The sequence below is a fragment of the Pseudochelatococcus sp. genome (assembly GCF_050946405.1).
Classification (GTDB): domain Bacteria; phylum Pseudomonadota; class Alphaproteobacteria; order Rhizobiales; family Beijerinckiaceae; genus Pseudochelatococcus.
Genome location: NZ_JBMNUS010000009.1, coordinates 99,592 through 123,965 on the forward strand (window position 1 = coordinate 99,592; position 24,374 = coordinate 123,965).

Consider the following 24,374-nt stretch of genomic DNA (forward strand, 5'->3'; position numbering starts at 1 on the left):
GGAAATTATGTTCGCCGCAAAATTTTGTAAAGTGGGTATTTTCACTAATCGATATCAATTTTCAAAATGAGGTCGATGGGTGTGGCGGGGAGTGTGGTCGGCGCTTCCCGGCCAAGGAATCTGCCGATCAAGAAATCTCCCGACCACACGGGACGGCCAGTGGGGAGAGGAAGCGATAACAGCCTTTTCCCCGATCCGGGGCATTGCGGCGGCGGGTCGGGGCGGATGGTTCACACGGCGTCAGGAGGTTTGAATAATAAAATTGATTTTCATTTCATGATATGCGCCACACCGTGCCATGCGCTTCGACGCATCCGTCTGCGGGCATGCCCGTGCCCGTTGCTCGTGCCCGTTGCCGGTGTGCGCTTCCAGCGGCGAGAGCATCCATGTTCGGGCATTATCGGATGGGTTGCATCGGCGCCGGCTTTCGCCTCTGGCGGTCATCGATCGGCCGATGAGATGCCGCCTGTCCCGCAACGGCCCCTGCATGACGATGCGGGCCTATGAGAGTGCGGTCGATATCGACGGGCGAGGCGCTTGACTCATCGCCCATCGATCGGGTTCGCGCGGCGTTCGGGCGCGGGTATCAACCGGCCGGATCGAACAACTGACTGAATCGCCGGGGCTGGGAGCGCAGATACTGGTTCGGTGCGCGCACGCGCGCGCCGAAATGGGCGGCGGCATGCCAGGGCCAGTGCGGATCGTAGAGGATGGTGCGCGCGAGGGCGATGAGATCCGCATCGCCGGTGCTGACGATCGCCTCGGCCTGCTCGAATTCCGTAATCAGGCCGACCGCGACGACCGGTATTTCGACGGCTGCCTTCACCGCCCGCGCGAACGGCACCTGATAGCCGGGGCCGATGGCGATCCGCTGATTTTCGGCGAGCCCGCCGCTCGAAACGTGGATGGCGTCGCAACCGCGCGCTTCCAGTGCCTGTGCGAAGACGACCGTCTGCTCCACGTCCCAGCCGCCTTCCACCCAATCGGTCGCGGATACGCGAACCGAGACCGGGCGGCCCGCGGGAAATGCGCTTCGCACCGCGTCGAACACCTCCAGCGGGAATCTCAGGCGGTTTTCCAGCGATCCGCCGTATTCATCGTCGCGCCGATTTGAAAGCGGCGACAGGAATTGATGCAGCAGATAGCCGTGCGCGGCGTGGATCTGAACGGCGTCGAGCCCGAGCCGGCCGGCGCGTTCCGCCGCCTGCGCGAAAGCCAGGCGGATGCGTTCGAGCCCCGCCTTGTCGAGCGCCGCCGGCGCGGCATCGCCGGTATTGAAGGGCACGGCGGAAGGGGCGACGGTCTGCCAGCCGTTCGGATCGTTCGGAGGAATCTGCCCGCCGCCTTTCCATGGCGCGTCCGTGGAAGCCTTGCGGCCGGCGTGGGCGAGCTGGATCGCAATCGGCACGTCGGACCAACGCCGGATGCCGCTCAGCGTCCGGTGCAGTGCGGCCTCGGTTTCATCCGAATACAGGCCGACGTCCTTATAGGTGATGCGCCCCTCGGGCGCGACCGCGGTCGCCTCGATCGTCAGCAAGCCGGCGCCGGAATTGGCCAGGCTGCCGAGGTGGATCAGATGCCAGTCGGTCGTTCTGCCGTCCTCCGCCGAATATTGACACATCGGGGCGATGACAATTCTGTTTCGCAGCGTCAGGCTGCCGATATCGATCGGCGAGAAGAGCTTCGTATGACTCACAATTTCTTTCCTTCAGATCGAGCTGTCCGGCACCGGGGAGCGGCCGGTAGCGCCCGCCCCGCGCCGGCGGATAGCATGCCACAAGATGAGCGTCTGCTCGCCGCTTTCCGGCGGGCGTCGCTTTTTCGAGAGGGTCTCTCAACGCCGCATTGTCGGGCATGGCATCCGCCGGGCGTTTCCTGAGCCGGGCGTTCTCGTCTTCCGGGCCGGCCCTTTCAGTCGGGCCGGAATCTGCATCAAACCGGATGGTTACTTCGGTCGGTATAGCTTGAAACGCCCTTCCGGGAGGATTTCAAAATATTCGGCCGGCCCGCCGCCTCGCAGGATCGGCCGTCCGGCGGCGGTATCGTAAACGCCCTCATGTAAAAGCGTTTTACTGATATGGACTGCCACAACCTCGCCGATGACCAGCCATGTATCCAGCATGTCTTCTTTCAAACTACGGAGCTGCTGAAGCTGTGTGACGCGGCATTCCAGCGAGACGGGGCTTTCCATGACCCGCGGCGGCGCTACGGCCACGGAAGGCGCCGGCGTGAGCCCCGCAAGGGCAAACTCGTCAATCTCCGGCGGCACCTCGATGCTGGTGTGGTTGACCTGCTCCGCAAGCGGTTTTGTTGCCAGATTATAGACGAATTCTCCCGTCGCTTCGATATTGCGTACGGTATCCTTCTTGCCGACACTGGAAAAAATGACCTGCGGCGGTTTATAATTGACGATATTGAAAAAGCTGTAGGGCGCCAGGTTCGGATGGCCGCGCCCGTCCTGTGTCGAGATCCATCCTATGAGACGTGGCGCTATGATTGACGATATGGGATCGTGCCGAAGGCCATGTCCATCGGATACGAGATAACTGTGAAATTCGGTTTCATCCATCGCAGTTTTCTCTTCTCTGACGATCGCATGATCATAAAAAATACTTGTATGCGTTGTGCTTCAGTTCTGTAAGAATATGCAACGTTCCTTCTTTCTGGCTTACCCCCGGCAGCAGGATGTCGAGCCGGTGGCGGGAGGAAATGGCGTAATTCGTCGCGCCGACGATGCAGGCGATGCGTGCGAAACAAGTCTCTTCGGATAATTCGGGTCTTATCGCCGTAATCGCCTTTACATAGGCGCGGGTCGATTCATCATAAGCCTTGTGCCGCAGCCGGAAGGACAGCTCCGGCGGTTCGCTTTCGACGCGCCACTGAAACCGGAGAAATGCAGCGCCGTCTTCGGTCGCAACCAGCTCCAGCAGCGGTGCGATGAAGCTTGCGAGCAACTCCGGCAGACCGCCGCCGGAGTCGGTCACTTCCGCAAGCCGTTGGAGCCGCATCGACCCGATCTTGCCTGCGGTCTGGAGATAGATTTCCTCGTGGAGCTTCTCCTTGCTGCCGAAATAATAGGTAAGGAGCGCGTTCGTAACCCCGACCTTTTCGCTGATCATCTTGAAGGTGGTGCCGGCATATCCTTTATCCGCGAAAAGATCGCGGGCGACCTTCAAAATCGTTTCCCGCGCATGGCTGCCGCCCTCGGGGCGACCGGGTGCTTTCGGCGCTTTTTGTCGGGCTGATACGCTCATTACACTTTGCTCATGTCTGGCTCATGTCCGGTCCTGGCGGAGATCGGGGCGACACGGGGATTCCGGTCATCTCATCAGGGAAAGCCCCTATCAAATAATGCCTATCTGGTCCAACAATCGTTCGATCTCTGTGCTCATGATTATATTTCCGTATTTCTGCGCGATGTCGAACAGATTGGCCTCATGCGGCCCCATCGCCCTGTCGCCGACGCAATCGCGCGGCACGATCGGAAGTATGCCGCCCTGCATCGCGTCGACCACGGTGGCGCGAATGCAACCGGAGGTGACGCAGCCGCAGATGACAAGGCTGCGGACGCCGCGCATCGCAAGCCAGCCTGTCAACGCAGTCGATGCGAAGCCGGAGGGCTGCGTCTTGCGCACGACAAGCTCGCCCGCAAGGGGCGCGAGTTCGGGCACGATGGCGCTGGCCGGGTTCGTTTCGGTCAGCTTCAGAAGGCTCGGGACCTTCCGGGAAAACAGCGTCGCGTCCGAACCGTCGTCGGCGAAGACGATGCGGGTATGCGCGACGGGCAACTTCCTGCGGCGGAACAGGTCCAGCACCGGAACCGTGGCCCGGATGGCCTCCGGGATGTTGCCGCCCCCGAATTGCGCCGGATCGGCGAAGCCGTTGACGAAATCGACGATCAGAAGGGCCACGGGGCCCTTCATCTCGACGGTTTGTCCGAAGCCCTGCTTGCGATAGATGTCGCTTTCGCTCATGGCAGCTTGTGCAAGATGACCTTGCCCTCTTCGACCACGGTAAGATCGCCGATCCTGACCGTGCAGTTGCGCATCGGTATATCGATATGGCAGGCGGTCGTGCGCGAGCCGCCCGCTTCATTGTTCGGGCCGGTCGAGAACAGGAAGTTGCCCGAGAAGGCGCGCGCATCCATGCCGATGGTGGCCTCGCGGTCATAAAGCCCGAGCGTGGACCAATGCGCCTTGGTCTGGGTGCCCCAGCCGATATGCGAAATGGCGTAAACTTCGGGATCCTCGAAGCTGTCCATGTACTCGCGCAGCATCGCCGCGTCGATGCCGCCGGCGATTTCGATGATGAAGCCGTCCTTCACGGTCAGGTGAATCGGGCTGTTCACATAGCATTTTTGCGGCAGCAGGATGTCGCCGGCATCGATGACGATGGTGCCGTTGCTGGAGCCTTCATTGGCGAAGGTGGCGCAGAAACCCGAGGGCCAGTGGTCCCAGCGACCCGGCTCGTCGACGAAGCCCCATTCCTTCGTCACCGGAAATTCGCCGATGCCGAAGGTGACATCCGTTCCGGCCTTCGACGTCACACGCATGATGTCGGCGGAGGTCAGGATGGCGCTGGCGTTCTCCACCAGATCGCGATCCGAAGGCTGGGGCAGCATCCTGAGCAGGATTTCCGGCGGCTCCACGGCAAGCAGGATCTTCGTGCCGCTTTCGAGGATCTCCACCTGCTCGTTCGAGAAAAGCAGGGTCATCAGATCGAGAACCAGATCCGATTCCTTGAGCATCGCCAGCGCGGGCATGTTGCCGGTCAGCGGCGTGTCGCCGAGATAGGCGAGCAGATCGCGGCTCAGCGCCTTTTCGCCGTTGCGCGGCAGCATGTCCAGGCGGTTCACCACCGCCCCCATGCCGGCAGCGGCGATCAGCGCCGTGCGCAGCGTCTGTTCATTCGTCGTGGGGCCGGTGAGGATGGTCACGCTCTGACCGGCCTCCAGCCTGGAAAGACCAAGGACATGGGTCCAGGCGGACACCATCTGTGCGTCACTGACGGGCATTTTCGTTTCTCCTGCTGGTTATTCGGTTCTTCGATCGTCAGGTCTCAACCGCGGGAAAAGAATTCGCGGCAAAGCTGCTGGAACCTTTCGGGCGTATCCCAGGGGATCATGTGGCCGGCATCCGCGATGCGGCTGCGCTCAAGCGCGGGGAGGAGCGCCGCGATCTCCGCTTCTTCTTCTTCTGTGATCAGCGGGCTCTGTCCGCCGATCATCAGATGAGTCGGAATCGTCAACTTCGGCAGTTCGTTGTGAAAATCGTCCTTCAGGACATCGATGCGAAAATCGACGATGGCGCGCGGGTCGCACGTGTGGACCCACTCCACGCGCAGCGCGAGCTGCGCGTCGCTCCAGCGCGGGAAATAGGCGCGCATGTCGTCGACCGTCATGTCGCCCCTCGCGCCCGCCGCAATCTGATCCGTAAACCATTCGTGGGTTGCGCCATGGCCGCGCTGGCCCGGCCCGGTGATGGGCGGGTCGACGATCATCAGCTTGTCGGGCGTCGCGCCGAAACGGGTCACGGCAACCGGCGCGACGCGGCCGCCCATCGAATGACCCAGAAGAAGATAGTTGCGAAGCTGTGCCGCTTCGGCGAATGCCGCGACATCCGCGGCCATCGCACCGATGGAGTAGTCGAGCCCCGGTCCCGACTCCGAAAGCCCTCTTCCGCGCATGTCGAGCACGTAAACATCGTAGTCCCTGCCGAATTCCTCGGCGAACTCCGCCCAGGTGATCGCCGGACTGGTGATGCCGGGGACGATCAAAAGCTGCCGCCCCTTGCCGCCGAAACGCAGATAATGTTGGCGGATGTCGTTCGCGCGGACGAGACCGCCGGATATGAAGGTTGTCATCGTGGAACTTCCTTAATATTGGCCGTTCAGGAGCGTGCCGGCGCCGGGCGCCTCCGCGGGCAGCCCGAGCGACTTGAGCATGGCGAAAGTGGTTGCGATGGCTGCCGTGAGCACGGGCTTGCCCGTCAGGCGCTCCACCTCCGGCACGGCGGCGAGCGAGGGCATCTGAACGCAGGCCGACAGCACGATGGCATCGGCATCCGCGTAGTCCATGTCCGCGACGATGCCCGGCAGGTTCGTCGGATCGAGACGGCCGACCGCGAGGTTGTCGGCCACTTCAAGGGCGCGGTAGTCGATGACCCTGACGCCTTCGTTCTCGATGTAGTCGATCACCATCCGGGTGAGCGGCTTCATGTACGGCGCGACGATGGCGATCTTCTTCGCTCCGAGAGCGGTAAGTCCGTCCACCAGCGCGCCGGCGCTCGTCACGACCGGCGCGGCGGCTCCGTTTGCGACAGTCGCGCCGTGAAGCCGCTCCTGGGAGATGCGATGATAGCCGTTGCCCATGCTCATGATGGCAACGAGGCAGGCATAACCCAGCACGTCGACCCGGGCGTCGGACAGCTCCAGCGCGCAGCGGTCGCTGTCGCCGTCCATTTTCCTGAGCTCATCCTTGTTGACATGCTTCATGCGCATGCGGGCGGAATGGAAGCTGAATTTTTCTCCCGTGACGGATGCCCGCGCGTTGAGCATCGCCGGAATTTCCGTCTCCATCGTGGTATTGGACGAGGGCACGATCTGCCCGATGCGATAGGTTCTGCTCATCTGAAACACATCCCTCTCAGTTTGCGGGGATCGCCCGGGTGCCGTCGTATTCGTAGACCCAGTCCGCATGCATGCCGGTCGTCCGGGGAGCGACGAGGGATCGGATCTTGTATCCCAGATCGCGCTTGAGCTGATCGAAAGCCGACGGCAGGTGATAGGTCTCGCCGCGCTTGCGGGATTCGATCTGCACGCGGCTCGTGCGCGGCCGGCGGGCGCCGTCGTAGGCGGCCAGGGCGGCGCCCACGTCGCCGTTATTCGTCTTGAGGGCCGCGGCGAGGACATAGCCGTCCTCGATAGCCATGGCCGCGCCCTGCGACAGAAACGGCAGCATGGGATGCGCGGCGTCGCCCAGCACGGTCACATGGCCCTTGTGCCAAACGGGCATCGGATCCCTGTCGAACAACCCCCAGCGGTAAACGTCCGAGACCTGGGAAAAGAGCATCCGCAGGTCGGCGTGCCAATTGTCGAATGCCGAGAGCAATTCGCTGGTTGAGGCCTTTACGTTCCAGCCTTCCTCCACCCATTCGGGCGCGTCCAGCACGGCGACGATGTTCACCATTCTGCCGCTGCGGACGTAATAGGTGACGACATGCCCCTTCGGCCCCATCCAGAGCGAGTTGTACGGCTCGACGTGCGGTACGGGGCCGGCGACGGGGACGAGCGCGCGATAGCACATATGGCCCGTCCAGCGCGGCGTCCGGGCGCCAAAGACCTTCTCGCACACGGTCGAGCGCACGCCGTCTGCGCCGATGACGAGATCCGCCCTATGCGTGCCGCCGTCGGCGAAGCGCAGCAGCGCTCCATCTTTTTCTTCCGTGCAGTCGACGACTTCCTTGCCGAAGGTCACGGAAGTCGCGGGCAGTTCGCGGACAAACAGATCCAGAAGATCGGCGCGGTGGATTTGCAGGTAAGGGGCGCCGTAGAGATCGAGGAAGGCGTCGTCGAAGGAAATCAGGAAGTTTTCGCGGCCCGATTTCCAGTGCCTCCCGCGCGATCCCTTCGGCGCGAACGAGACTTCCCGCATCCTGTCGTAAAGGCCGAGCGCGCGGATGATCTTGACGGCGTTCGGGGTCATCTGCACGCCGGCTCCGATTTCACCGAACCCCGGCGCGCGTTCGAATATATGCGGGTTGAAACCGCGCTGCCGCAAACTCACGGCGAGCGCCGCTCCGCCTATTCCGCCACCGACGATGGCGATGTTCAATTTCCCGGGCATCTGTTTTCCTTGCGAATTCTTGTCACGACCCATTCTCGGAAAGCGGGCCGAGGAGCTTGCTTGCGTGTGGGGCGGCTCAGGATTTCCATCGCATCAGGCGCTTTTCTGCGGGCAGGAAAATCACCTTTTCGGCGAGCTGCATGAGTACGCAGAAGAGGATGGCGCAGGCGATGGCGTCACGCATTCTGAGCATATGAAAGTAATTATAGATGCGAGCGCCAATCCCCTCGGGCTGTGTCAATGCCTCGACAAGTATTACGATCTTCCACGACAGGGCGAACGAAAACCGGGCGGCGGTCAGAAGCGACGGGACGAGTTGCGGAACGATGACATGCTGAAAATGTCGTCCGGCTGGAATATGGTAGATCTTGCTCATTTCATCGAGCTGCACATCGCGCGCCTGCACCGATGTCCGCACCACGTTGATCACGAAGGGAACGATGGCCAGCACCAGCGCGATGTAGCCGGCAAGTTCTCCCGTTCCGATGGCGAGATTGGCGAAGATGATATAGACCGGGTCGGGAACGGCCAGAGCCAGCGCGATCAGCGGCGCACAGAAGGCTTCGGCCTTTTTGTTGAAGCCGACGACGACGCCGATGCTCACGCCGACGAGAGTTGCCGTCAGGAATGCCAGCAGCAACCGTCGCCACGTAATCAGCATGTCGGAGTAGAACTGCGCTCCCGAAAGCGCCGCCTGCATGGAACGGAGAGTATCCGCGATCGACGGCACCCACGGGCGGTTGTAAAGCGCCAGGAAATGCCAGAGCACCAGAATGCTGATGACGGCGAGCGCGGTGCCGAGACGTTTCGTCCGCCGCACGGCATCGTCATAATCGCGTCGTTTCTCGGCTCTGAACGTGGAGGAGTCCACCGTGGAGGAGATCATCGCGGCCATGTCAGTGCAATGCCTCCATACCCGAAAGGCCCCAGGGAACGAGAACTTTCTGTACGATGTCGGCTTCGATCCGGCCGATCATCGGGTCTTCATAGTTTCGCGGGCGGGCCAGAGGCACTTTGTAATCCATGAAAACCGACGAAGGCCCGCGAGAGAGAATGATGATGCGATCGGCCAGAAAGACGGCCTCGCGCAGCGAATGGGTAACGAAAATGATTGTCTGGCCCGTCTGCTCCCAGATCCAGGAGAGTTCCTGACGCAAAGTGCGGGCGGTAACCTCGTCGAGCGTGGCGAGAGGTTCGTCCATCAGAACATAGGCCGGGCGGATCAGGAGCGCGCGGGCGATGGATACGCGCTGGCGCTGGCCGCCTGAAAGGCGCATGGGCCATGAGTCCTTGAACTGCCTGATCTGAAGGATGTCCAGAAGCCGATCGATATCGGCATCCCAGCGATCGCGCGGCACGGTCGAGGATGCCAGCACCAGTTCGAGGTTCTGTTTCACCGTGCGCCACGGCAGCAGCCGGTGGGCCTGAAATACGTAGCCGAGATGCGGGTCTTCATGCTCGGGGCCGTAGAGGCGCTTTCCCTGTACCGATATCGTGCCATGCGTGGGAGGCAGCAGCCCGGAAATCGCGTTGAGCATGGTCGACTTGCCGCATCCCGACGGGCCGACGATGGCGACGAACTCGCCGCGACGTATCTCGAACGTATGATTCCGTATTGCTTCGGTTTCGCCGTAGGTGATACCGACCTTCTGGACCGAAAGTACAATATCGTTGTTGGCGGTCGCTACGGCGTCACTGGACGTCGGAGTCATGATGGGAGTTCCTGTCAGTTGTCGCCACGCCACCGGAACGTGTATCGTTCGGCAGGACGGAGGACGCAGTATTCTACGATGATGACCACAGCCATGAAGATCAGCAGCCACAGATGTATTTGCGTAATGAGAAAGTAATTCCAGGCATTCGAGAACTGCGCGCCGAAGCCGAGTTTCGCCGCGCCGAAAATTTCAACGGCGACGATGACCTTCCAGGCCAGGGCGTGAATGTTGCGGATTGCCGAGAACATGTAGGGCGTGATGAACGGCAGCAGCACATGCCGGGCGTGTTTGTAGGCGCCGAGCCTGTAGATGCGCGCCATGCCGTCGAGTTCCCGATCCGCGCTCTTGAGGCCGGTGAGCAGGCCGACCGTCAGATATGGAAACGTGACGAAGGCGACGACGATGATGTTGCCGTATTCAGCCCCTTTGAAGAGGGAGAGCGCGACGATGGCGGCGATGGCGGAGGGCGTGCGAAGAGCGATGGTGACGTAGGTGTTCAGGATCTGGTTCCAGAGCAGGCTCCTGTTCATCGCAAAGGCGGCGAGCGTCCCGATGGCCAGCCCGACCAGAAGGCCGGAATAGACGCGGAAAACCGTGATCCCCACGTGTACCCATGTGGCGCGGTCGGCGAGGAAGGCGGGCAGCGCCGAAAGCACCACGAGGGGATCGCCGATGAAGTCGGTGTATCGCGCGGCAAGGAACCAGGCAGGCCAAAGCAATCCCACGGCGGCCAGCGACCACCAGATATGGCTATTCTTGGACATGGTGTCTCCGGGCAGGCAAGAGCACTTCCTGCGGCAACGGAAGGAAATACGCCGGAAAGGGCGGAGCCGTGCGATGCCCCGCCGGGCATTGTTACGGCTTTTTCGGGCCGACCAGGTCTTCGAGTATAATGAGCGTGTCGTCGGGAACTTCTTTCAGCAGAACGCCTTCAGCGGCAACGCTTTTGAGGTAGATATTCGCCTTCTCAAGCAGTTCCGGTGTCCACTCCGTCGTGAAGTAATCGTATCTGGCCGCGTTCTCAATGAGCTGGTCCAGCGCTTTCGGGGAGCTTACGCCGAGGCGGCCCGCGATATACGGCTCCTTGAGAACCTCATATTTCGACTCGCGGATCGTACTCACGGCTTCTTCGAGCGCCGATCTGAAGCCATAGGCAAGTTCGGGATTTTTCGTCAACCAGGCGTTCGAGGCGACGAAAATGCCGATCCAGGGCGAGAATCCGTCGTTGGCGGCCCGGTATCCTTCAGCGCCTTGAAGCAGATATCGCCCGCCCGTCTCCACCATGCCCGCGGAAATGTGCGGTTCGAAATTGAGCATCGCCTCGATGCTTCCGGCCTTGAGCATCGGGACAAGTGCCGCGGGGCCTGCCTGCTGAAGATTGAAAGCCTTGGTCAGGTCGAAACCGTCCGTCTGCGAGACCAGTTGGCGCAGGTAGGTGGTGGTGCCGGATTCCAGGCCGAAATGACCCACGCGCTTGCCCTTGAGATCGGCAACGCTCTTCGCGTCGCTCGTGCCGGGCACCACGATGCCGAGATACAGGTTTCCGTAGGGCATGAAGCCGTGAATGTCGAAGCCCTCGGCGCGCGCAGTGGCCGCACCGACCGCATCCTCATCATTCGAGATATCGTACTTGCCCATCAGGAACGCCTGGAAGCCGCCGCCCATCGCGAGGAAATCGACTTCGGCCTTGAACCCGTGTTTTTCGTCCAGCTTGTCTTCCAGCATGACCATCAGCGGCACGCCGCCGACGGAACCCTCGACAGCATGGATCTTGATCGTGGGAAGGTCCTTGGCGAAAGCACCGATGGAGCAGGCAAGCAGTGCCGTAAGCGCTGCGGTCGGCAGCGCGAGAGCTTTATTCATGATGTTCCCTTCTGGTTATATTCGTGAAGCGTTTCTGGCGAAGCTTTCACTTTATAACCATACAATTAATTTTTGACGGATGTCAACGCCGATGACCGTGATCGATAGGGGCCGCGACGGTCGTCAACTGCGGAGGACGAAATGCTCCCCGTGCGCCCGCGCCGTCGTCAGGATGAAGTCGGCGACCGAGCGGATGCGCGGCGCTTCGGCAAGATCCTGATGGCAGGTCAGCCAATAGCTGCGACGCAGTTCGACTTCCCGCGGCAGCACCATGACGAGATCGGGAAAGCGCGCTGCGATGAACCGGGGCAGGATGCAGAGGCCGCGCCCGCTCAATGTCGCGGTCAACTGCGCGTACAGGCTGGACGACTGAAAGCCGGCCCGCAGGCCGGGAAGAACGTCGCGAAGATAGTCGAGGCCGGGTGAAAAGATCAGATCCTGCACATAGCCGATAAAAAAATGATTCAACAGGTCTTCGCGGCGGGTGATGGCCGGGTGCTGCGCGAGGTAGGAGCGCACCGCGTGGATGTGCAGGGTGTAGTCGACGATTTTTTCGCTGACATAGGGTCCGGCCTTCGGCGGATCCAGCGTTATCGCCACATCCGCTTCCTTGCGGGACAGGGCGATGATTTGCTGGATCGTGATAAGCTCCAGTGCGATGTTCGGGTGGGATGCGGCGAAATCGTTCAGCTTCTCCACCAGGAAGAAATTGGAAAAGCCCTCCAGTGCGCTGATGCGCACGACGCCGCGCAACAGGCTGCTTCCCGAAGAAATATCCGCCTGCAACCGCTCCGCCTCCGCTTCCATGCGTTCCGCCGTTTCGATCAGGCGGCGTCCGACGCTTGTCAGCTCATACCCGCGCGGATTGCGCTCGAACAACTTGATCTTGAGCGTGAATTCCAGCCGGTCGATATGGCGGGCGACGGTGGCGTGGCTGGTGCGCAGGCTGCGCGCCGCGCCGGAAAGCTGGCCGGTGCGTGCGACTGCCAGAAAATATTGTAGATCGTCCCAGGTGAAGGGGGTTGCCATATCTGCTTCTGTTCAAAAACGAACGGATCCTGTTCGCACTTTGATAAGCCGCTATTCTTGTGTCAACGCACGAATTTGACAAAGCTGCGAAGCGGATCCGCCGGGACGGGCATTGTCTCGCAGGGCGCATTCGGCATCGGACGAGGACAGGGACGGAGGTCCGGGGCCCTGGAGATCGGTGCGGCTGAACGGCCATCGGCCACAGAACTGAAGAAACCGGAAAAGAACGGCCGGAAAAGAACAGCTTTGGAGAATGGGATGGAAGAATACGATTACATCGTCGTCGGTGCGGGCAGCGCCGGATGCGTCCTGGCGAACCGGCTGTCGGCGGACCCGCGAAACCGCGTTTTGCTGCTGGAGGCGGGCGGCAAGGACAACTACCACTGGATTCACATTCCCGTCGGCTATCTCTACTGCATCAACAACCCGCGCACCGATTGGTGCTTCCGCACGGAAGCGGAGGAGGGGCTGAACGGGCGCTCTCTTTACTATCCGCGGGGCAGGGTGCTGGGCGGCTGTTCCTCCATCAACGGCATGATCTACATGCGCGGCCAGGCGCGCGACTACGACACATGGCGGCAGATGGGGTGCGAAGGCTGGGGGTGGAACGACGTTCTGCCATACTTCCGCAAATCCGAAGACCACTATCGCGGCGAGAGCCCGCTGCACGGCGCGGGCGGCGAGTGGCGGGTGGAAAAGGCGCGCGTGCGCTGGGCTGTGCTCGACGCCTTCCAGCAGGCGGCGGGGGAACTCGGCATTCCGGCGATCGACGATTTCAACACCGGCGACAACGAGGGATCCGGCTACTTCGACGTCAACCAGCGCTCGGGCTGGCGGTGGAACACCGCCAAGGCGTTTTTGCGGCCGGCGCGCGGCCGGGCGAACCTTGCCGTTCTCACCAAGGCCCATGTGCAGCGGCTGATCATCGAGGACGGCGCGGTCACGGGCGTCGCCTTCCGGCATGGCGGCGCGGAGAAGACGGCGCGCGCCCGGCGCGAAACCGTGCTGTCGGCAGGCGCCATCGGTTCACCGCATCTGCTCGAGCTTTCCGGCGTCGGGCGCGGCGACGTGCTGAAGAATGCCGGCATCGATGTGCGGCTGGAGGTGCCGGGTGTCGGCGAGAACCTTCAGGACCATCTGCAACTGCGCCTTGTCTACAAGGTTTCCGGCGTGCCGACCCTCAATGAGCAGTCGTCGAGTTTCATCGGCAAGATGCGCATCGGCCTGCAATATGCGCTGCATCGTTCCGGGCCGATGTCGATGGCGCCGAGCCAGCTCGGCGTCTTCACCCGTTCGTCTCGGGAAAAGGAGACCGCCGATCTCGAATATCACGTGCAGCCGGTCTCGCTCGACAAGTTCGGCGATCCGGTCCACCCGTTTCCGGCAATCACAGCGAGCGTGTGCAATCTTCGGCCGGAAAGCCGCGGGTCGGTCCATGCGAGAGGCCCGGATTCCGGCGTGCAGCCTTCGATCCGGCCCAACTACCTCGCCACCGAAGCCGACCGGCAGGTGGCGGTGAATGCGATCCGCCTGACGCGCCGGATCGTCGCGCAGCCCGCCTTCGCGCGTTTCTCGCCGCAGGAGCACAAGCCGGGGCCGGGTTATGAGAACGACAGCGATCTCATGCGCGCGGCCGGCGATATCGGCACGACGATCTTCCACCCGGTCGGCACGCTGCGCATGGGCGCGGATTCGGAAAGCGTCGTCGATACGCGCCTCCGATTTCGTCGACTGGATCGTCTGCGGGTCGCTGACGCCTCGGTCATGCCGACGATCACATCGGGCAACACCAACTCGCCCACGATCATGATCGCGGAGAAGGCCGCCGACATGATCCTGGCCGATAATGGCTGAGGGGCCGCCGGTCGATGGTCGAACGGCGTCGACACGACGACGGGCGGGCTGGCGCGGCCGGAAACCCGACCGCCGTTTGCCGCCGGGACCCGTTTTCAGGCGAGTTCCAGAGCAACCCGTCATGGCGAACTATCGCCCCTGAATATAGACCACGTGCGTCTCGGTGAATTCGTAAAGGCCGTGCTTGCCGTCGGCGCCACCGATGCCGGACTTGCGGCGTCCCGCGTGGAAGCCTTGCATGGCCTCGAAATTCTCCCTGTTGATGTAGGTCTCGCCGAACTTCAGCTCCCGGCTTGCCCGAAGCGCGGCGTTGATGTTGCTCGTGTAGATGGACGAGGTGAGGCCGTATTCGGAATCGTTCGCCAGGGCGATGGCCTCGTCGAGGCTGTCGACGGCCTGAACGGGCAGCACGGGGCCGAAGGTCTCGCGCCGCATGATATCCATGTCGGCGCGGGCGCCGGTGATGAGCGTCGGCTCGTAATGGAAGCCGGCGGGCCTGTCGGCGATCCTGCCGCCGGTGACGATCGTCACGCCGTCGCCGCGCGCCTGCTCCACCGCCCGGCTGACCTTCTCAAGACCGGCCCGGTTGATCAGCGGCCCCATGTGAAGGTCTTCTTCCGCGGAAGGATCGCCGTAACGGGTCGCCTCGAACAGCGCCTTGAGCTTCTCCACCAGCGCGTCATGGACCTGACGTTCGACGTAGACGCGCTCGGCGCAGTTGCAGACCTGTCCCGTGTTGATGACGCGCGAATCGTAGATGGCCTTTGCCGCGAGATCGAGGTCGGCATCGGCGAGCACGATGGCCGGGGCCTTGCCGCCCAGCTCCAGATTGACGCGGGTCAGGTTTCTGCCCGCGGCCTGCATGATGTGCGAGCCGGTCCCCACGCTGCCGGTGAAGGTGACGAGATCGATGCCCGGATGCGTGACCAGCGCCTCGCCCGATGTCGCTCCCCGCCCGCCGACGAGGTTGAAGACGCCGCGCGGCAGATCGGTTTCCGCCACGAGTTCCGCGAACACGAAGGCGTTGATGGGCGTTTCCTCGCTCGGCTTGATGACGATGGTATTGCCCGTCACGAGGGCCGGCGCGAGCTTGCGGGCGATGAGAAAGAACGGAAAGTTCCACGGCAGGATGCCGGCCACCGTGCCGATGGGCTTGCGCAGCAGGAAGATGGTCTCGTCGGCCCTGTCGCTCGTCAGCACCTCTCCTTCGAGGCGCCGCGCCCATTCGGCCATGTAGTCGATATAGTCGGCGGTGAAATCGACCTCGACCTGCGCGAGCGCGCGTATCTTGCCCTGTTCCTTCACGATGATATCCGCGAGTTCCAGCCGGTGTTCGCGTACTTTTGCGGATATCTGCCGCAGATGGCCGGCGCGCTGGATCGCGGGCAGCTTCTCCCACGCGGGCTGGGCCTTGCGGGCGGCGGTCACGGCGGCGTCCACGACATCCGGGCCGCTCTCGGGGATGCGGCCGAGCAGGGCGCCGTCGGCCGGGTTGGTGACGTCGATAAGGCCCGCAGCGCCGTCGACGAACGCGCCGTCGACGAAGTTGCGATAGTCCGTTTGCGCGCTGGCGAAACGCTCGGCGCGGGGGCGTGGAAAACGGTTTGACGGCATGCTGGTTTCCTCCGTTGAACGGGACCGGTTTCGGGCATGCGCCCCTGCCGGTCCGCGGCTTGCTTAATGTTGTTTCCGGCGCGCGAAAGCCCGTGCGCCGTTCCTGCCGTCAGAGCGTGACCTTGAGACGCTGCTGGGGAGCGGCTCCCGCGCCGCGATAGGCGGTGATGTCGATTTCCACCTTGAAATCCGCCAACGACAGGGGCGCGCAGGTCAGCACGTTGGCCGGATCGATGCCCCGGAACGCTTCCGCCACCACGGGCAGCACGACGGGAATGTCCTCACGCGAGGGGATGACGATATTGGCGCGCACCACGTCCGCGAGGCCGGAGCCGACGGCTTCGAGCGCGCCCTTGATGTTGGCGATGCACTGCCGCGCCTGTTCGGCCGGGTCCGGCGACAGCTCGCGCGTCTGGTAGTTGCGGCCCGCGGTCAGGGAGCCGAATATCCAGTTGTCTACCACCACGAGGCGGGAATAGCTGTCGCGGGTCTCCATCGGGCTGCCGGAATTAAGCTTGGTGATCTGCGGGGTCGTCATGAAAACATCCTCTCGGTTTCAGGTCATGCTTTGGGGACGGACAGTTCCGGGAAAATTCCCTGAAGAACTTCCCGGGTAGTTCAGAAGCATTCCTCCACCGTCCAGTGGACGGGTATTTCGGCGATGCTTGCTGTTGGCGGCAATTCCAGCACGGTGTGCACGATCCGGGCGATGTCCTCCGTCCGGGTGAGGGCGCTTGCGTCCTCCCGTGTCAGCGTGCGGCTCATGTCGGTGGCGACGAAGCTCGGGCAGATGGCGGTGGTGCGCACGCGATTGTCGCGCCCGCTCTGGCGCAAGGCGTGCGCGAGCCCCATCAGCGCGAATTTCGACATGCCGTAGAGGCCGGATTTTTCGGATTTGATGCGCTTGCCGGACAGCGAGGCCATGAGCACGATCCGTCCGGGCTCGTCCCGCGCCAGATGCGGCCAGGCGAGCGCGGTCAGGCGCATGGGCGAGCGGACGTTGACGGCGAAGATGCGGTCGAACTCCGCATCCGTCGCTTCCAGCACCGGCGTCGGCAGCATGATGCCGGCGTTGTGCACCAGACCGTCAAGACGGCCGAAACGCGCCAGCGTTTGCGCGACCCAGGCCGCCTCCGTGGCGGGTTCCTCGGCGTCGAAACGGCTGGCAAGGACGGCTTCGCCGGTGACGGGGCAGTTGCCCGGATTGCGCAATCCGAGGCTCACCGCCCAGCCGGCGTCGGCCAGGCGCTGCGCGATGGCCGCGCCGATGCCGCGCGACGCGCCGCTGATCATCGCCACCCGTCGCGTGATGTTCTCCGTCATCGTCCGTCTCCCGGATCACTTGAGCTTGCGGATCACTTGAGTCCGGGGCGCATCCGCGCGATGCCGAACGGCCTGGGGTCGACGATGGGCGTCGTTCCCATCACGAGGTCGGCCGCGAGTTGGCCGGCCGCCGGGGCGATGCCGAAGCCGTGCCCCGAGAAGCCCGAGGCGATGTAGAAGCCGGGCAGGGTGCCGATGGCGCTGATGACCGGCACGGCGTCCGGCGTCACGTCGATCACGCCGGCCCACTCCTGCACCACGCGCGCGCGGGCGAAGGCCGGAAAGGCGCGCGAGAGGTTGGCGAGCGCCTTGCGGGTGAAGGCGTGGTTGGGCGCAGGATCGAGGGTGCGCACCTCCTCGAAGATGGTGCGCGCGTCGTTGGACCAGTGGCGCTTGACGGCCAGCTCCTTGAAGAAGCTTGGCCCGAAGCGCAGCTTCAGCTCGCGCCAGGTCTCCAGAAGCGAGGGCAGGTATTCGAAGGCGAGCCGGAAATTGTCCGGCAGGATCGGGGCGATGTTGGCGTTGCGCAGCGCCACCGTGTAATCGCCGTCGAGCCGCTTCCGGTGGGCGAAGTTGCCGGCGCCGACCGGCATCTCGGAAATGCCCTCCACCCCTGTCACGCGCGCGACGGTGCCGATGACCTTGAGCTGCGGGAAGTCGATGCCGAGGTTGCCGGCGAACAGGCGCGACCAGGCCCCGCCCGCCAGCACGGCGGCGTCGCAGCGCACCGTGCCGCGCTCGGTGACGACGGCGGAGAGCCGTCCCGCGGTAGTCTCGATGCCGCGTACCGCGCAATCGGTAAGGATAGCCGCGCCCTTGCGCCGCGCCGCCTCGGCGATGGCGGGGGCGGCGATCCACGGTTCCGCCCTGCCGTCGGTGGGCGTATGCAGGCCGGCGAGCAGGCCCCCGGCGGAGCCGGGCAGCAGCTCCGTTACCTCGCGGGCGGACAGCATGCGCGAGTCCATGCCGTATTGCTTGCCCTTCTCGTGCCATCCGCCCCAATTGGCGAGGTCGGCCTTGTTGTAGCAAAGGTAGGTGATGCCGGTGCGGCGGAAGCCGGTTTCCGCGCCGATGCGTTCGTTGAGTTCGCCCCAGAGCCGCAGGCTCGTCATCGTCAGCGGCAGCTCGGCCACGTCGCGGCCCATCTGCCGTACCCAGCCCCAGTTGCGGCCCGACTGCTCGCCGGCGATCCGCCCTTTCTCGAACACGGCTGCGGATACGCCGCGCTCCGCCAGGGTGAGCGCGGTCACGACGCCGATGATGCCGCCGCCGATAATCGCGACATCGACCTTTTCAGGCAAGGAGGGATCGCCCTCGAACGGGGCGACGGGAATGGACAGCGCCATGATCAACCTCTGGACTCATCGGCCCATTCCGGGCCGGGAACCTGGACGAAATGCCCAGGATTGATTTCCTTGTATTCGCGCGTCGGCGGCACGTAGTCGTGCGGCCGGATGGGGCTCGCCAGCTCCCGCGCGGCCGCGGTGCGCCGACTGTGGCGTCGCGCCGGGTCGGGAATGGGCACGGCATCGAGCAGACGGCGCGTGTAGGGATGGCCCGGATTGCCGAATACGTCGGCGCGGGAACCGATCTCCACCACCTCCCCGAGATACATGACGGCGACGCGGTGGCTGATGCGCTCCACCACCGCCATGTCGTGCGAGATGAACACGAGGCCGAGCCTGAGTTCCTCCTGTAGCTCCAGCAGCAGGTTCACCACCTGCGCCTTCACCGACACATCGAGCGCGGATACCGCCTCGTCGGCCACGATCATGCCGGGCTTGAGAGCGAGGGCGCGCGCGATGCAGATGCGCTGGCGCTGGCCGCCCGAGAACTCGTGCGGATACCGCCGGGCGACGTCGGGCGACAGGCCCACGCGCCGCAGCAGGTCGGCCACGATCTCCTGCCGTTCGCGCCCGCCCGCAAGCCCGTGCACCTTGACGGGTTCGGCCACCGCCTTGCCCACGGTGAGGCGCGGATTGAGGCTGGCGAACGGATCCTGGAACACCATCTGGACGTGACGGCTGATATGGCGCTGGGAGCGGCCGGCGATGTTCTCGCCGTTCAGCACGATCCGGCCGGAAACAGGCTTTTGCAGGCCCGCGATCAGGCGTCCGGTCGTCGACTTGCCGCATCCCGATTCCCCCACGATCGCGAGGGTTTCCCCGCGCGCGACCTGAAGGGAGACATTCTCCACCGCGTGCACCCGCGCCGCCGCGCGGCGCAACAGGGACTTGCCGACATTGAAGCGCGCGACGAGGTTTTGCGCATCGAGCAGGAGCGGGGCGTCGGGCTGGCGGGTGTCGGGAGCAGTTCGCGCCGTCGCGCCCGCCTCGCCGGTGGCGCTGTCGTAGATCGCGAAGGGCTGCGGCAGCGGCGACCCCTGCATGGAACCGAGCGCGGGCACCGCCGACAGCAGCGCTCGCGTATAGGGCCGGGCCGGGCGCGCGAAGATGTCTCCCGTCGCGCCGGTCTCGATCTGGTCGCCGCGATACATCACGAGGGTGCGGTCCGCGATCTCCGCGACGACGCCCATGTCGTGGGTGACGAACAGCACGCCCATGCCGGATTCGTCCTGCAACTCCTTGATCAGCGCCAGCACCTGGGCCTGGATCGTGACGTCGAGCGCCGTCGTGGGCTCGTCCGCGATCAGGAGCCGGGGCTTGCAGGCGAGGGCGATGGCGATCATCACGCGCTGGCGCATGCCGCCGGAAAACTGGTAGGGATAGTCGTCGTAGCGGCGTCGGGCATCGGGAATGCGCACCCGGTCCATCAGCTTCAGCGCCTCCGCCTTCGCGGCCGCGCGGTTGAGCCCGCGGTGGAACCGGATCGACTCGGCGATCTGCTCGCCGATGGAGAGCACCGGGTTGAGCGAGGTCATCGGCTCCTGGAAGATCATGGCCATCTCGCTGCCGCGGATGCGCACCATGTCGGCGGCCGAAAGCCCCAGCAGCTCGCGGCCGGACAGCCTGACGGAACCGTCCACGCGGCTGATGCCCCGCGGCAGCAGTTGCATGATCGACAGCGAGGTCACGCTCTTGCCGGAGCCGGATTCTCCGACGATGGCCAGCGTTTCGCCGGCGTCGATGCGGAAATTCATGTCCCTTACGACGGCGTTCCATGTCTCGCCGCGGCGGAGCGCCACATTCAGCCCTTCGACCGTCAGCACCGGGGATTGCGGAGAGCCGGAAGCGGACGGGGAGTTCGGCGTCGGGGTGGAAGTGTGTGTCATTGATACCCCCGGTTCAGTTGCCGCCGCTGACGCTGCGCGGGTCGAAATGATCGCGCAGCCTGTCGCAGAAGGCGTTGAGCACGAGAATGAGCAGCGTCAGCACCACGCAGGGCCACACCAGAAGCATGGGCGCCTGCGCGAGCGTGGCGCGTCCCGCGCCGATCATCAGGCCGAGCGAGGGGGCGGGCGGCAGCACGCCGAGCCCCAGGAACGACAGGCCGGATTCCAGCACCACGGTCATCGCCATCACGAAGCTGAACTGGACGATCAGCGGCCCCACGATGTTGGGCAGGATGGTGTGCAGCATGATCCGCCCCGCGCCCATGCCCATGCCGCGCGCCGCCTCCACATATTCCTGCGAGCGCACCGTCAGCACGCTGGCGTGGGCGACGCGGGTGAAGGAAGGCACGAAGACGAGCCCCAGCACGGGGATGAGGGTGAGGGGGCCGGGGCCGTAGAGCGTGACGGCCAGCATCGCCAGCAGGAGCGGCGGAAAACACAGGATGACGTCCATGCCCCGCATGGTGAAGATTTCCGTCAGGCCGCGCACATAGCCGCCGATCACCCCCAGGGCGGTGCCGACGACGCTGGCCAGAAAGGCGGAGCTGAAGGCGATGAACATGGCGCTGCGCAAGGCCCAGACGAGGCGCGACAGCAGATCCCGGCCATATTCGTCCTGTCCGAGCGGATGGGCGAACGACGGGCCTGCGAAACGCTCGGCGACGCTGACCGCGACGGGATTGGGCAGCGGCAACACGGGCGCCAGCAGGCAGAGCAGAACGAAAAGGGCGAGCAGCACCGCCGGCGTGTTGCGAAAGGCTGAAATCATTTGCGCACCCTCGGGTCCACGATGCCGTAGAGGACGTCCACGATCAGGTTGAGGAGGATGAACAACGCCGAGACCACGAGGATGACGCCCGTCACCATCGGATAATCGCGCGCGTTCACCGCCCCGACCAGCATTCCCGAGAGGCCGGGCCAGTTGAAGACGTATTCCACGAGGACCGTCCCGCCCAGCAGGCCGCCGAGCTGTAGCGCGAAGATCGTGATCACCGGCATCAGCGCGTTGCGCAGCACGTGGCGGCGCACGACATTCCCTTCCGGCAGGCCCTTGGCGCGGGCGGTGCGCACGAAATCGAGCGGCAACACGTCCTTCATCGAGGCGCGGGTGATGCGGAACACCACCGCGGAAAGCCCGATGGCGATGGCGGACGCCGGCATCACCAGGAACCGCAAGTGACCGACCGGATCGCGCTCGAAGGCGACGTAGCCGCCCGCCGGCATCCATCCCAGCAACTGCGAGAATACGAGGATCATCAGCGTGCCCACGACGAATACCGGCACGCCCTGCGCGAAGCCGCTGGCGTAGGAGGCGGCGCGGTCGAACAGCCGGCCGGGATGCAGCGCCGCATAGACGCCGGAGGGAATGCCGATCAGCAGGCTGAGTACGGCCGCGGCCGCGATCAGCTCCAGCGTGCGCGGCAGGCGCCGGCCGATGCCCTGGGCGATCGAGCTGTCGTCCACGATCGAGCGCCCGAGGTCGAAGCGCGCGATGCCGGCGATCTTGTCGGCGTATTGAACGTATACCGGTCGATCCAGCCCCAGATCCTTGCGGATCATCTCGACAGTGGCCCTGTCGGGCGTGCCGCCGTCCTGCGAGAGCAACAGCTCCACCGGATCACCTGGCACCATGTGGATCGACAGGAAAACCAGCGTCGTCACGACCCAGAGCAGCACGAGGCTGAGCAGGAAACGGTGCAGGAACCATGCCATCGATTTTGAACCTCGCCAGAGCGTGCCGTCATTTCATCGAAACGATGACATTCTCTCATTCTTCGATTTCGAGCGAATTCTTGTCGATCGAACGATCCCGTCCGATCGGAATGCGCTCCGGAGCACCCTCGCCGTCGCGTGAAAGCGCTTGGACGGCTCCATGTACTGTCTTGCCGCGTATTGTCCCGCCACGGCCTCGGGAGAGGCAGGCGGCATCCGCTTCGGGAGGTACGCGAGCGATGCCTCCCGCGCGGCGGCTTTTTACGGGAAGGGCGGACGGCGGCGCATCCTGCCGGATACACCGCCGGGGATCAGGACAGCGTCAGCCTGTCGAACAGGTTGGCGGAGAACACCGAGAGCTGGTCGGGCAGCAGTTCGAGACCGCCGACCTTGTTGCTGCGCGCGAAGCCGGTGGCGCGGTAGGAGACGCCGCAGAAGCTGGCGTACTCGCAGGCGAGCCTGTCCGCCTCCGCGTAGATGGCGACGCGCTTCGCCTCGTCGAGTTCCGAGCGTCCGCGCGCCAGCAGGGCCGACAGGCCGGGCACCTCGAAGCCGCGGCTGTAATTGTAATGGGCCGCGCGCGTGGGGTCCACGAGCGAACTCGTCGCGTCGGGATCGAGGCTGTCCATGCCGATGCCCTGAACCGCGAAGTCGCCTTGCCCGCGCATGCCCATCGTCACGCGCGTCGCCCAGTCGGGCAGGATGAGGTCGACGGCGATGCCGATCTCCGAAAGCTGGCTCTGCACGAGGACCGCGATATCGCGATGCATGGTATACTGCGATGTCGAGAGAAGCGAGACCTTCAGGCCGTTCTCGTGGCCCGCCTCCTTCAGCAGCGCTTTCGCCTTGTTCGGATCATAGGTCCAGAAGTTCGCCAGTTCCTTGTCGAAGAAGGGTGAGACCGACGGTCTCGGCACGCCCGCGAGCGGCGCGCCGTGGCCAAAGAACACCGCCTGCACGAATTCCTCGCGCCGCAGCGCGAAGGATACCGCCTGCCGCAGCCTGGGATCGGCGAAGGCGCCCGAGCCGTTGAAGCTCAGGTACATGAATGCGCCGGCGGCCTGCGTGTCCAGCTTGAGACCGGGCGTGGCCGCGATGTCGTTCATCGCGTTCCAGGGCACGTAGTCGATGAGGTCCACATCGCCCGCCCGCAGGGCGGTCACGCGCAGATTCTCGTCGGCATAGGGCGTGATGTGGATCTCCGACAACGTCGGCAGCCCTTCCCTGAAATAGTGCTCGGACGCGGTGAGCAGAATCTCGACCCCTTTCTCCGCCGCCGTGAGCACATAGGGCCCCGCGCCGATGCCCTGGTCCTGCTCGTCGGTGGAGCCCGCGGCGAGGATGCCGAGGAACGGATAGGCCATGAGGGCGGGAATCGTCGCCGAGGGCTCCCTGGTCGCCACCTTGAAAACGCGGTCGTCGACGATCTCGATCCTGTCGATCTGCAATGCCTGCTCACGCATGTGCGCGCCGGAGCCCTCCGCGAGGATCTTCTCCAGCGTCCACTTCACATCCGCGGAGGTCACGGGCTGGCCGTTGTTGAACTTCGCGTCATCGAGCGTGAAGCGCCAGACCAGGTCGCTCTCCCGCTCCCAGCTCCTGGCGAGTTCGCCGACCAGCGCGCCGTCGGTGTCATAGGCCAGCAGGCTGCGGTTCAGCAGGGCCGACACGAGATGTCCGGCATAGCCGACATTGACCCACGCGCGGAAATGCGCGGGATAGGTCGACAGACCGATACGCAATCTCTTGCCGGATCCCTTGCCTGCGCCCTGGGCGAGCAGCCGGCCGGACGGCATGGGCGCTACCATGGCGGCGGCCATGAGCGATTGCAGAAGTATGCGGCGATTCAGCATTATCGGATTCCCCTGTGGTGTTGTGTTTTACCTTGTCTTCCTGCACGCGTTTTGCGCCGCGCTGACGGCGCGGAAATCCCGTGCGGGGCCACAGCCCGTCCCTCAGGACCCGGGTCCCGCGCATCACGCCGAAAAGAGTAAGTACGATTTCGCGAAGCGTCAAATCAATTCTGATTATCTGTTTTCATTTTTGAATATATTCCAAATATAGGAATAAAGGGCATTTTCCGATGCCTCCGAAAGCGGCAGAAGGAAACTTTTTCATCTCATAAATT

At 63.9% G+C, this 24,374-nt stretch carries 23 protein-coding genes and 1 pseudogene; 2 read left to right on the plus strand and 22 right to left on the minus strand.

Annotated elements, in window-relative coordinates; translation table 11 throughout:
- Nucleotides 1-586: 586 nt before the first annotated feature.
- The 13 genes and pseudogenes from ACOYJQ_RS14185 to ACOYJQ_RS14245 all read right to left on the minus strand — a co-directional run bounded on the left by ACOYJQ_RS14185 (nucleotide 587) and on the right by ACOYJQ_RS14245 (nucleotide 11,289).
- Nucleotides 587-1,696, minus strand: a complete 1,110-nt coding sequence (locus ACOYJQ_RS14185) for an NADH:flavin oxidoreductase/NADH oxidase (protein ID WP_433459267.1) — start codon at nucleotides 1,694-1,696, stop codon at nucleotides 587-589.
- Between the two features lie 70 nt (nucleotides 1,697-1,766).
- Nucleotides 1,767-1,898, minus strand: a pseudogene (locus tag ACOYJQ_RS14190) (IS3 family transposase); the annotation flags it as partial.
- Nucleotides 1,899-1,945: 47 nt separating this feature from the next.
- The gene (locus tag ACOYJQ_RS14195; protein ID WP_433459268.1) at nucleotides 1,946-2,569 is read right to left on the minus strand and encodes a flavin reductase family protein; all 624 of its coding nucleotides are present in this window, start codon (nucleotides 2,567-2,569) and stop codon (nucleotides 1,946-1,948) included.
- 31 nt (nucleotides 2,570-2,600) lie between these two features.
- On the minus strand, nucleotides 2,601-3,254 hold the full coding sequence (locus tag ACOYJQ_RS14200) for a TetR/AcrR family transcriptional regulator (RefSeq protein WP_433459270.1): 654 nt from the start codon (nucleotides 3,252-3,254) through the stop codon (nucleotides 2,601-2,603).
- A 90-nt stretch (nucleotides 3,255-3,344) separates the two neighbouring features.
- Nucleotides 3,345-3,974, minus strand: coding sequence for an isochorismatase family protein (locus ACOYJQ_RS14205; RefSeq protein WP_433459271.1), 630 nt, complete (start codon nucleotides 3,972-3,974; stop codon nucleotides 3,345-3,347).
- Nucleotides 3,971-5,014, minus strand: coding sequence for a 2,5-dihydroxypyridine 5,6-dioxygenase (locus tag ACOYJQ_RS14210; RefSeq protein ID WP_433459272.1), 1,044 nt, complete (start codon nucleotides 5,012-5,014; stop codon nucleotides 3,971-3,973). The genes ACOYJQ_RS14205 and ACOYJQ_RS14210 overlap by 4 nt, the downstream gene beginning before the upstream one ends.
- A 44-nt stretch (nucleotides 5,015-5,058) precedes the next feature.
- Nucleotides 5,059-5,862: an alpha/beta fold hydrolase gene (locus ACOYJQ_RS14215; protein WP_433459273.1), complete on the minus strand. Its 804-nt coding sequence runs from the start codon at nucleotides 5,860-5,862 to the stop codon at nucleotides 5,059-5,061.
- Between the two features lie 12 nt (nucleotides 5,863-5,874).
- Nucleotides 5,875-6,627 (minus strand): maleate cis-trans isomerase family protein, encoded by a 753-nt coding sequence (locus tag ACOYJQ_RS14220; protein WP_433459274.1) that lies wholly within the window; start codon nucleotides 6,625-6,627, stop codon nucleotides 5,875-5,877.
- 16 nt (nucleotides 6,628-6,643) lie between these two features.
- Entirely contained in the window at nucleotides 6,644-7,843 is a 1,200-nt protein-coding gene (locus ACOYJQ_RS14225) for an FAD-dependent monooxygenase (RefSeq protein WP_433459275.1), read from the minus strand.
- A 76-nt stretch (nucleotides 7,844-7,919) separates the two neighbouring features.
- Entirely contained in the window at nucleotides 7,920-8,738 is an 819-nt protein-coding gene (locus ACOYJQ_RS14230; protein ID WP_433459276.1) for an ABC transporter permease, read from the minus strand.
- Between the two features lies 1 nt (nucleotide 8,739).
- Nucleotides 8,740-9,555 (minus strand): ABC transporter ATP-binding protein, encoded by an 816-nt coding sequence (locus ACOYJQ_RS14235; protein WP_433459278.1) that lies wholly within the window; start codon nucleotides 9,553-9,555, stop codon nucleotides 8,740-8,742.
- Between the two features lie 14 nt (nucleotides 9,556-9,569).
- Entirely contained in the window at nucleotides 9,570-10,322 is a 753-nt protein-coding gene (locus ACOYJQ_RS14240) for an ABC transporter permease (RefSeq protein WP_433459279.1), read from the minus strand.
- Between the two features lie 91 nt (nucleotides 10,323-10,413).
- Nucleotides 10,414-11,289 carry an ABC transporter substrate-binding protein gene (locus tag ACOYJQ_RS14245; RefSeq protein WP_433459280.1) on the minus strand — a complete coding sequence of 292 codons (876 nt, stop codon included), beginning with the start codon at nucleotides 11,287-11,289 and terminating at the stop codon, nucleotides 10,414-10,416.
- 58 nt (nucleotides 11,290-11,347) lie between these two features.
- Between ACOYJQ_RS14245 and ACOYJQ_RS14250 the strand changes: the two genes are divergently transcribed.
- Entirely contained in the window at nucleotides 11,348-11,497 is a 150-nt protein-coding gene (locus ACOYJQ_RS14250; protein ID WP_433459281.1) for a hypothetical protein, read from the plus strand.
- Between the two features lie 47 nt (nucleotides 11,498-11,544).
- On the opposite strand, the gene ACOYJQ_RS14255 is transcribed toward ACOYJQ_RS14250, so the two are convergent.
- Nucleotides 11,545-12,450 (minus strand): LysR family transcriptional regulator, encoded by a 906-nt coding sequence (locus tag ACOYJQ_RS14255; protein ID WP_433459282.1) that lies wholly within the window; start codon nucleotides 12,448-12,450, stop codon nucleotides 11,545-11,547.
- 258 nt (nucleotides 12,451-12,708) lie between these two features.
- Here ACOYJQ_RS14255 and ACOYJQ_RS14260 point away from each other — a divergent pair, with 258 nt between their 5' ends.
- The gene (locus ACOYJQ_RS14260) at nucleotides 12,709-14,304 is read left to right on the plus strand and encodes a GMC family oxidoreductase (RefSeq protein ID WP_433459283.1); all 1,596 of its coding nucleotides are present in this window, start codon (nucleotides 12,709-12,711) and stop codon (nucleotides 14,302-14,304) included.
- A gap of 129 nt (nucleotides 14,305-14,433) precedes the next feature.
- Here ACOYJQ_RS14260 and aldA read toward each other — a convergent pair whose 3' ends face one another.
- The 8 genes from aldA to ACOYJQ_RS14300 all read right to left on the minus strand — a co-directional run bounded on the left by aldA (nucleotide 14,434) and on the right by ACOYJQ_RS14300 (nucleotide 24,099).
- On the minus strand, nucleotides 14,434-15,918 hold the full coding sequence (gene aldA / locus ACOYJQ_RS14265) for an aldehyde dehydrogenase (protein WP_433459285.1): 1,485 nt from the start codon (nucleotides 15,916-15,918) through the stop codon (nucleotides 14,434-14,436).
- Between the two features lie 109 nt (nucleotides 15,919-16,027).
- Nucleotides 16,028-16,456: a Rid family hydrolase gene (locus ACOYJQ_RS14270; RefSeq protein ID WP_433459286.1), complete on the minus strand. Its 429-nt coding sequence runs from the start codon at nucleotides 16,454-16,456 to the stop codon at nucleotides 16,028-16,030.
- 80 nt (nucleotides 16,457-16,536) lie between these two features.
- A complete protein-coding gene (locus ACOYJQ_RS14275) occupies nucleotides 16,537-17,241 on the minus strand; it encodes an SDR family NAD(P)-dependent oxidoreductase (RefSeq protein ID WP_433459287.1) in 705 nt (234 codons plus the stop codon).
- Between the two features lie 32 nt (nucleotides 17,242-17,273).
- Entirely contained in the window at nucleotides 17,274-18,587 is a 1,314-nt protein-coding gene (locus ACOYJQ_RS14280) for an NAD(P)/FAD-dependent oxidoreductase (RefSeq protein ID WP_433459288.1), read from the minus strand.
- Between the two features lie 2 nt (nucleotides 18,588-18,589).
- Complete coding sequence (locus ACOYJQ_RS14285; protein ID WP_433459289.1) at nucleotides 18,590-20,473, minus strand: ABC transporter ATP-binding protein; 1,884 nt, start codon at nucleotides 20,471-20,473, stop codon at nucleotides 18,590-18,592.
- Between the two features lie 13 nt (nucleotides 20,474-20,486).
- The gene (locus tag ACOYJQ_RS14290; protein WP_433459290.1) at nucleotides 20,487-21,302 is read right to left on the minus strand and encodes an ABC transporter permease; all 816 of its coding nucleotides are present in this window, start codon (nucleotides 21,300-21,302) and stop codon (nucleotides 20,487-20,489) included.
- Entirely contained in the window at nucleotides 21,299-22,246 is a 948-nt protein-coding gene (locus ACOYJQ_RS14295; RefSeq protein WP_433459292.1) for an ABC transporter permease, read from the minus strand. Before ACOYJQ_RS14295 ends, ACOYJQ_RS14290 begins: the two co-directional genes overlap by 4 nt.
- A 311-nt stretch (nucleotides 22,247-22,557) precedes the next feature.
- Entirely contained in the window at nucleotides 22,558-24,099 is a 1,542-nt protein-coding gene (locus ACOYJQ_RS14300) for an ABC transporter substrate-binding protein (protein ID WP_433459293.1), read from the minus strand.
- Nucleotides 24,100-24,374: the final 275 nt, after the last annotated feature.